Below are 7,543 nucleotides of genomic sequence, written 5' to 3' on the forward strand. Positions count from 1 at the left end.
CACCCACCCCGGAGCCGATCATCGGGCAGCCCGCCTGATGGTCCAGACCACGCTCACGGTCCCGCCGTCCCGCCCGGACCGCCCCACCCGACCTCGGCGCTGGACCGGATGGATCGTCTGGGGATCCGTGGTCACCGTCGTGCTCAGCGTGCTGTTCGTCGAGGCGTACGCGAACTCCGAATTCGTCCCCGACCACGTCCGAGATGTCGGCGACCAGGCCGGGGTGCCCGCCGTCATCCGGTCCGGCGGCCCGGTCATCGACACCACCGAGGGGCGGGTGGCCTCGTACCACATGCCACCGCGCACCATCGCCCTCACCTTCGACGACGGCCCCGATCCGGTGTGGACGCCGAAGGTGCTCGACGTGCTGCGCCGGCACCACGCTCCGGCCACCTTCTTCGTGGTCGGCAGCCAGGTGGCCCGCCATTCCGGTCTCGCCCGGCGACTCGCCGCCGAGGGACACGAACTGGGTGTGCACACCTTCAGCCACCCGGACGCCACCCTGCTGTCCGGCTGGCGGCGACGGCTGGAGTACGCGCAGACCCAGCAGGCCATCATGAGCGCCGCGGGCGTACGGACCAGCCTGCTGCGCTTCCCGTACTCCTCGACACCCGACGCCGTCGACGACCAGGCGTGGGCGGTGATCCGGGAGGCCGGCCGGCTCGGCTACCTGACGGCGGTGAACGACACCGACAGCAGGGACTGGGCGAAGCCGGGCCCGGACGTCATGGTGCACAACATGACCCCGCCGGACGGGCAGGGCGCGGTGGTGCTGCTGCACGACGCCGGTGGTGACCGGTCCCAGACGCTGGTCGCACTGGACCGCTTCATCCCGATGATGATGGCTCGGGGATACCGGTTCACGACCGTCAGCGACGGGGTGAACCAGGCACTGGAGATGGACGGGGAGGAAGCCCGGCCGGTCGCGGGGAACGTGCCGGTCTCCGGACTCGACCGCTGGCGGGCCGGCTCGGTGGTGCTGGCCGTCGGCATCGCCGACCTGTTCCTCGCCGCACTGCGGGTGCTCTTCGTGGTGGTCGGCGTCCTGATGCTCGTCCGTACGCTGCTGTTGCTCCTCCTCGCCGGCCGGCTCGCCCGGCGTCGGCGGTCCCGGCGCTGGCGGTGGGGGCCACCGGTCACCGACCCGGTCTCGATCATCGTGCCGGCCTACAACGAACAGTCCGGCATCGTGGCCGCCGTCCGGTCGCTGGCCGCCGGGGACCATCGGGCCATCGAGGTGATCGTGGTCGACGACGGGTCGACCGACGGGACCGCCGACCTGGTGGAGGCGCTGGGCCTGCCGAACGTCCGGGTCATCCGGAAGCCCAACGGTGGCAAACCGAGCGCCCTGAACACGGGGATCGCGCACGCCCGGCACGAGATCATCATCATGGTCGACGGCGACACGGTGTTCGAGCGGGACGCCGTCCGCCGGCTGGTCCAGCCGTTCGCCGACCCGGCGGTCGGTGCGGTCGCCGGCAACGTCAAGGTGGCCAACCGTACCGGGCTGCTCGGGCGGTGGCAGCACATCGAGTACGTGATCGGTTTCAACCTGGACCGCCGGCTGTACGAGACGCTCGGCTGCATGCCGACCGTGCCCGGGGCGATCGCGGCGTTCCGGCGTCGCGCGCTGCTCGCTGCCGGCGGCATCAGCCACGACACGCTGGCCGAGGACACCGACATCACGATGGCCGTCCTGCGGGCCGGTTGGCGGGTCGTGTACGAGGAGCAGGCCCGGGCCTGGACCGAGGTGCCCTCGTCGGTGGCCCAGTTGTGGCGGCAGCGTTACCGCTGGAGCTACGGCACCATGCAGGCGATGTGGAAGCACCGCCGGGCGATGTTCGACCGCGGGCCCTCCGGCCGCTTCGGGCGGTTCGGCCTGCCGCTGCTCGCGCTGTTCGGGGTGGTGCTGCCCCTGCTCGGACCGGTCCTGGACCTGATGGCCGTGTACGGGCTCTTCTTCCTCGGGGCCACCGAGACCGCCCTGGCCTGGCTGGCGATGCTCGGCGTCCAGGCGCTCACCGCGCTGGTGGCCTTCCGGCTGGACCGGGAGCGCATCCGTCCATTGTGGACGCTACCGTTGCAGCAGTTCGCCTACCGGCAGCTGATGTACCTGGTCATGGTCCGCTCGACGGTCACCGCGCTGACCGGGACGCGGCTGCGGTGGCGGAAACTGAAGCGGGCCGGCGATCCGGCGACCGACCCGGCCGGGCAACGGGTGCCGGTCGCCGGGGGCGGCCGGGACCGCTGGTTCGACGTGCTGCGGGCGGTCGCGCTGGCCCGGGTGATCGTCTACCACATGTGGGGCTTCGCCTGGTTGAGCTGGGCCCTCCCCGCCATGGGCGTCATGTTCGCCCTCGCCGGCTCCCTGATGGCGCGGTCGCTCGACCGTGCGCCGGCCGGTGCGCTGAACGCCCGCCTCCGGCGGCTGCTGCCTGCCCTCTGGGCGATGGGGCTGGTGCTCGTACCGGTGATGATCTGGCACGGCTGGTCCGACCGCCCGGCCTGGCCGGCGTTCCTGACGTGGGTGGTTCCGCTCGCCCAACCGCCGGGCAACGAGTGGGCCGGTGACGTCACCGGCGTGCTGTGGTACCTGGTCACGTTCCTCTGGCTGGTGCTGCTCTCCCCGGTGCTGCTCGCGCTCTACCGCCGGTGGCCGTTGCCGACCGTGCTCCTTCCGCTCGGCATCGTGGTGACCCTGCAGGTCGCGGCGCCGTCGCTCGGGCGCGCCGTGGTCGACTCCGTCGCCATCGACGTGGCCACCTTCGGCGCCTGCTGGCTGGTGGGCTTCGCCCACCGGGACGGCCACCTGCGCCGGATCCGGTGGACGACCCTGGTGCCGCTCGCCGGCCTCTGCATGGCGGCCGCGGCAGCCTGGGTCTGGACGCATCCCGAGGCCGGCTTCGACCTCAACGAGATCCCGGTCGCCCAGGCGCTCTACTCGCTCGGCTTCGCGTTGCTGCTGCTGCGGATGGCCCCGCAGATGACCTGGCTGTCCCGGGTACGACCACTCGACGGGCTGGTCACCGCGGTGAACAGCCGCGCGTTGACGATCTACCTGTGGCACAACGCGGCGATCGCGGTCTGCTTCGTCGCCGGGGACATGTTCGGCGCCTGGCGGCTCGGAAAGCTCGGCTACCTGGCGATGGCCCTGGTGATCCTCGGTGCGGCCGTGCTGCTGCTCGGCTGGATCGAGGACGTCAGCGCCCAGCGCAGGCCCCGGCTGCTTCCCTGGCCAGCCCGGCCGAAAGCGCAGCCGGCGGCGACCGGGTCAACCCACGTACCGGGCCCGACGCCGCCACGTCGGAACCGGTTGACGGCGGGACGGTGACGTCGGCGGCGACGCCCCGGGTGGGGCGTCGCCGCCAACGGCGGGGCACGGTCAGCCGGGTTTGCGCTGCCGGGGCAGCCATCCCATGAACCGCTCCTGGAGCGACCTACCGGCCGGCGCGGGCAGGTCCTGGGTAGCGGCGGCGAGACAGGCACCCAGGTAGACGGCCAACGTCGCCCGATCGCGCTGGTACTCGTTCAGCAGACTGGCGCGCTTCGCCTCGCACGGCCACTCTGCGCCGCAGGTCCCACAGGTCCAGTCCGGAGTCGACGGCGCGTGCGCCTCCGCCCTGGACGGCGAGGATTCCGCAGCATCGGTCATCGCACTCTCCTTCCCCCGATCGATGCCCGCCCCGAGACGGTCGAGAGTGCATGGCCGTCGTACCGGGGGGGGGATGCCTGATCAGCGCCGGAACACGAGCCGGTGTCACACACCCACGCAGAGTGTCGATCGGCCTGGCCGCCGCTCGGGGCTTACCTCGGGCGGCGGGGCAGCCAGCCGAAGAACCGGTTCCGCAGCGAGGTCGCCCCGGGGGCGTGCAGGTCCTCGGCGGCGGCGGCCAGACAGGCGCCCAGGTAGACGCTGAGCATCGCCCGGTCCTCGCCGTACTCGGTCAGCAGCCGGTCGCGTTTCGGCTCGCAGGGCCAGTCCGCGCCGCAGGTGCCGCATGTCCAGTCGGGTGTCACCGGGGCGTGTTCCCCCGCCCCCGCCACCGGCGCGTTCCCGCCGGCCTCGGCCACCATGACATCCGAGCGATCCGCAACACCCGTCATCGGGCTCCCTTCCGCCTCACCCTGGACGGCGGATGAACACCCGCCGTCGACCAAACGTCACCCCCCGTGCCGAACACACAGCGTCCGAGTACGTTCCTGTGTTACACGGTTGCGCTACGTTCACCAACCATGGCCACCGCGACTCGCCGCGCGCACGCGCATCCGGACCGCCTCTCGCCACCGACGGGCGCCACGCGACCGGATCGCCGGGTCCGCCCCTGCGGAGCCGGAGATGCGTGATCTGCTGCCGCCGACCGTCGCGGTGGCGGTGGCCGATCCGGACGACTGGGTCGGCCAGCTGCACGCTGCGGAGGCGGCCTGCCTCGGCGACCGCGCGGTGGCCAGCCGGCGCCGCGACTTCACCGCGGGCCGGGCGTGTGCCCGCCGCGCCATGGCCGCGCTGGGCCTGCCGCCGGTCGCCGTTCCGGCCGCCGCCGACCGGTCGCCGGTCTGGCCGCCGGGGCTGGTCGGCACCATCACGCACACCCGCGGCTACTGCGCCGCCGCCGTCGCCCGCGACAGCGAGATCCGGTCGGTCGGCATGGACGCCGAGCGACACAAGGAGCTGAGCCCGGGGGTACGCCGCCTGATCTGCCTGCCGGAGGAGGAGGAACGGTGCGGCCGGCTGCCCCCGGGCGTCTCCTGGCCGGCGGTGCTGTTCAGCGCCAAGGAGACCGTGTACAAGATCTGGCACCCGCTCGTCGGCACCTGGCTGGACTTCCACGACGCGCTGGTAGAACTCGACCCCGACGCCGGGACGTTCACCGCCCGGATCGCGCCGGCCCGGGTCGACGCCGCCACGGTCTCCCACCCACCCGCGCTGATCACCGGCCGGTTCGCGCTGGACGCGGACCTCGTCCGCACCGCTGCCACGCTGGTGCCACGCTGAGCCGGCCGCCACATCAGGTTGCCGGCGCGCGGTAGCGTCAGGTCAACCGCGTCCGCGATCAGGTGCCCGAGGAGTACGGTGAGCCACCCCCAGCCCCCAGACGGGTCGCCGGACCCTTACCGGCCGAACCCGGAGCAGCAGCCGAGCGACCCCTGGGCACCGCTCCCCCCGGTCGGGCCGACGCCCGGCCCGGCACCGGACGGAACGTGGGCCGCACCGCAGCAGCCCGAGGCCGCCAGCCCGTGGGCCGCACCGCAACCCCCGGGCGCCGCCCAGCCGCCCGTCTCCGGTGAGCCGTGGACTCCCGTCTCCGGTGCGCCGCAGCCGCCCACCTCGGGGGCGCCATACCCACCGGGCACCCCTTATCAGGCAGCCGGTCCCTACCCACCGAGCGGGCCGTACCCGCCGGGTGGCGGTTACCCGCCCGGTGGGTACGGATATCCACCCGGTGCGCAGCCGGTCGCCCCGGGCGGCGCCAAGAGCAACAAGACGGTCCTGATCGTCGTGATCGTGGTGGTCGTCCTGGCGCTGCTCTGCTGCGTCGGTGGCGTCGTCGCGCTCATCGCGGGCGCGAACCGGGCCGCCGAAGAGGCGTCCGAGTCGCTGCCCACCCCCGCGGTCACCCGCGCCCTGCCGGAGCCGCCGGGCAGCGCGCCCACCGAATCCGGTCCACCCGTGCCGGCCGACGACGGCGAGACGTTCAACATGCGGCCGGGAGACACGCTGGTCCTGACCGACAACGACGGCACCACCGAGATCACCGTGGCGAAGTTCCGTACCGTCACCAAGGGCTGCAGTTCGTTCGCGCCCGAACCGCAGAAGGGCCGCTACCTGATCGCCGACGTGACGGCCACGGTGACCAAGGGCACCGGTTCGATCAACCCGTTCTACTTCGAGTGGGTGGCCGACGACGGCACCACGGTCAACGGGCTGATCGGCGCGCTGTCCGGCTGCGGGGATCCGCTCGGCTCGGGCAACAGCCTGCGGGCGGGCAGCAAACGGGCCGGCACGGTCGTCTTCGACGTAGCCGACACCAAGGGCGTCCTGGAGTACCGGCACCTCTTCGAGACCGCCGGCTCCTGGAAGCCGTAGCCCGGAGGCCGGTCGGCGCAGCCGGGTGACCGGAGTCTTTGTCCTTTATGGACATCGCTACACTCCGCCCGGTGATCAACAAGAGATGGTCGTCAGCCGTCCTGCTCGGGCTGCTGGCGGCGACCACGCTGGCCGGCCCGGTGCCGGCATCCGCCGACGACGACAGGGCAGAACCCGTTGCCGAGCCGCCCCGCGTCCAGCTGGTGCTGGACGTGAGCGGTTCGATGCGGGCCACCGACATCGACGGGCGCAGCCGGATCTCGGTGGCCCAGCAGGCGTTCGGCGAGGTGGTGGACGCCCTGCCCGACGAGACCCAGCTGGGCATCCGGGTCCTCGGTGCCACCTACAAGGGCAAGGACAAGCAGCAGGGCTGCCTGGACACCCAGCAGATCGTGCCGGTCGGCCCGGTGGACCGCGCCCAGGCCAAGGCGGCGGTGGCCACCCTGCGCCCGACCGGATTCACCCCGGTCGGGCTGGCTCTGCGCGAAGCCGCCAAGGACCTGGGCACCGGCACCACCGCCCGGCGGATCGTGCTGATCACCGACGGCGAGGACACCTGCGCCCCGCCGGACCCGTGCCAGGTGGCCCGGGAACTGGCGGCTCAGGGCACCACGCTGGTGGTGGACACCCTCGGTCTGGCCCCCGACGAGAAGGTCCGGCGGCAGCTACTCTGCATCGCCGCCGCCACCGGCGGGACGTACACGGCCGCGACGAGCGCCGAGGACCTCACCGACCGGCTCAAGCAGTTGGTGGACCGGGCCCGCGACACGTACGCCACCACGCCGGCGAAGGTCGACGGGACGGACGTGTGCCAGGGCGCGCCGCTGCTCGCCCCGGGTGTCTACACCGACCGGGAGACCTTCTCCGAGCACCGCTGGTACCGGGTGCCGGTCCAGCCCGGGCAGGAGCTGCGCGCCTCGGTCAGCGTGGCGCTCGACCGACCGGTCAACCCCGACTACGGCGTACTGCTGCGGGCCACCGCGTCGGACGGCCGCGAGCTGGTCCGCGGCGTGGACGCGGGCAGCGGACGCACCGACGTGATCTCGGCCGGCCTGCGCTGGTCGGCCGGCGGGGACGTCGACGACGCCGAGGACGCCGAACCGACCCCGCAGCCCACCGCGACGCCGGAGGTGACCACCGTCTGCCTGGTGGTCAGCAACATGTTCGCGCCCCAGGCGGGCACCGCGAAGAACCCCGGTATGCCGGTCGAGCTGACCGTCGACGTGGTCGCCGCGTCCCCCGCCCCGGACGGGCCGGACCTGGGTCGGGGCTGGGTACTGCTGCTCCTGCTGACCCTGGCCGGACTGCTCACCGGGCTTGTCACCGGCCTGCTCACCCGCTGGTGGGTGGCCACCTGGAGGGAGAACTGAGGATGCGTACCCGCTCGGCAACCACGGCCGCACTGCTGGCCGCCGGCGTCGTCCTGGCCCCGGCCGCGGCGATGGCCGCGCCCACCCC

Annotated in this window: 6 protein-coding genes; 4 read left to right on the forward strand and 2 right to left on the reverse strand. The window is 73.0% G+C overall.

Going from position 1 to position 7,543, the window contains the following annotated elements:
• The first annotated feature begins 37 nt into the window (after window positions 1-37).
• Entirely contained in the window at window positions 38-3,331 is a 3,294-nt protein-coding gene (locus C1I95_RS30160; RefSeq protein WP_111218994.1) for a glycosyltransferase, read from the forward strand.
• A gap of 51 nt (window positions 3,332-3,382) precedes the next feature.
• Here C1I95_RS30160 and C1I95_RS30165 read toward each other — a convergent pair whose 3' ends face one another.
• On the reverse strand, window positions 3,383-3,652 hold the full coding sequence (locus C1I95_RS30165) for a hypothetical protein (RefSeq protein ID WP_111218996.1): 270 nt from the start codon (window positions 3,650-3,652) through the stop codon (window positions 3,383-3,385).
• Window positions 3,653-3,804: 152 nt separating this feature from the next.
• Entirely contained in the window at window positions 3,805-4,104 is a 300-nt protein-coding gene (locus tag C1I95_RS30170) for a hypothetical protein (protein ID WP_233513974.1), read from the reverse strand.
• A 232-nt stretch (window positions 4,105-4,336) separates the two neighbouring features.
• On the opposite strand from C1I95_RS30170, the gene C1I95_RS30175 reads away from it, so the two are divergent.
• From C1I95_RS30175 to C1I95_RS30185, 3 genes are all read left to right on the forward strand, one after another.
• The gene (locus tag C1I95_RS30175) at window positions 4,337-4,993 is read left to right on the forward strand and encodes a 4'-phosphopantetheinyl transferase family protein (protein WP_111219000.1); all 657 of its coding nucleotides are present in this window, start codon (window positions 4,337-4,339) and stop codon (window positions 4,991-4,993) included.
• A 78-nt stretch (window positions 4,994-5,071) separates the two neighbouring features.
• The gene (locus tag C1I95_RS30180; RefSeq protein ID WP_111219002.1) at window positions 5,072-6,085 is read left to right on the forward strand and encodes a DUF4352 domain-containing protein; all 1,014 of its coding nucleotides are present in this window, start codon (window positions 5,072-5,074) and stop codon (window positions 6,083-6,085) included.
• Between the two features lie 71 nt (window positions 6,086-6,156).
• Window positions 6,157-7,455 carry a VWA domain-containing protein gene (locus C1I95_RS30185; RefSeq protein ID WP_158566497.1) on the forward strand — a complete coding sequence of 433 codons (1,299 nt, stop codon included), beginning with the start codon at window positions 6,157-6,159 and terminating at the stop codon, window positions 7,453-7,455.
• Window positions 7,456-7,543: the final 88 nt, after the last annotated feature.

The sequence above is a fragment of the Micromonospora craterilacus genome, from assembly GCF_003236315.1.
In the GTDB taxonomy this organism is placed as follows: domain Bacteria; phylum Actinomycetota; class Actinomycetes; order Mycobacteriales; family Micromonosporaceae; genus Micromonospora; species Micromonospora craterilacus.

What these genes read in the sequence shown, in the direction of transcription:
- C1I95_RS30175 (WP_111219000.1), top strand. Translation starts at nt 4,337, where the DNA reads ATGCGTGATCTGCTGCCGCCGACCGTCGCGGTGGCGGTGGCCGATCCG.
- C1I95_RS30165 (WP_111218996.1), bottom strand. Translation starts at nt 3,652, where the DNA reads ATGACCGATGCTGCGGAATCCTCGCCGTCCAGGGCGGAGGCGCACGCG.
- C1I95_RS30160 (WP_111218994.1), top strand. Translation starts at nt 38, where the DNA reads ATGGTCCAGACCACGCTCACGGTCCCGCCGTCCCGCCCGGACCGCCCC.
- C1I95_RS30170 (WP_233513974.1), bottom strand. Translation starts at nt 4,104, where the DNA reads ATGACGGGTGTTGCGGATCGCTCGGATGTCATGGTGGCCGAGGCCGGC.